The sequence below is a fragment of the Peribacillus sp. SIMBA_075 genome, from assembly GCF_046534585.1.
Genome location: NZ_JAWRYN010001706.1, coordinates 1 through 232, shown reverse-complemented (window position 1 = coordinate 232; position 232 = coordinate 1). Strand labels below are relative to the sequence as shown.

The following is a 232-nucleotide window of genomic DNA, read 5'->3' as shown; positions in this document are numbered from 1 at the left end:
ATGTTGAATTACTTGCCACTTTCGACGACCGGACGAATGCCGAACTGGACGATAAACTAGAAACGTTCACACAGCTGATTGACCAGCGGGATGAACTTCTTTCTCACATCAAACCGCCTTTTACTGGTGAAGAGCAACAGCTTGGCGGTGCAACAATGTTACTTAACGAACAGGTCGATCGCATGCTTGATCTCCAAAAGCTGGAGATAAGGCGGGACATACAGGAAATAAA

Annotated in this window: 1 pseudogene; it reads left to right on the top strand. The window is 46.1% G+C overall.

The features are described from left to right. Nucleotides 1-232, top strand: a pseudogene (locus SB775_RS34245) (hypothetical protein); the annotation flags it as partial.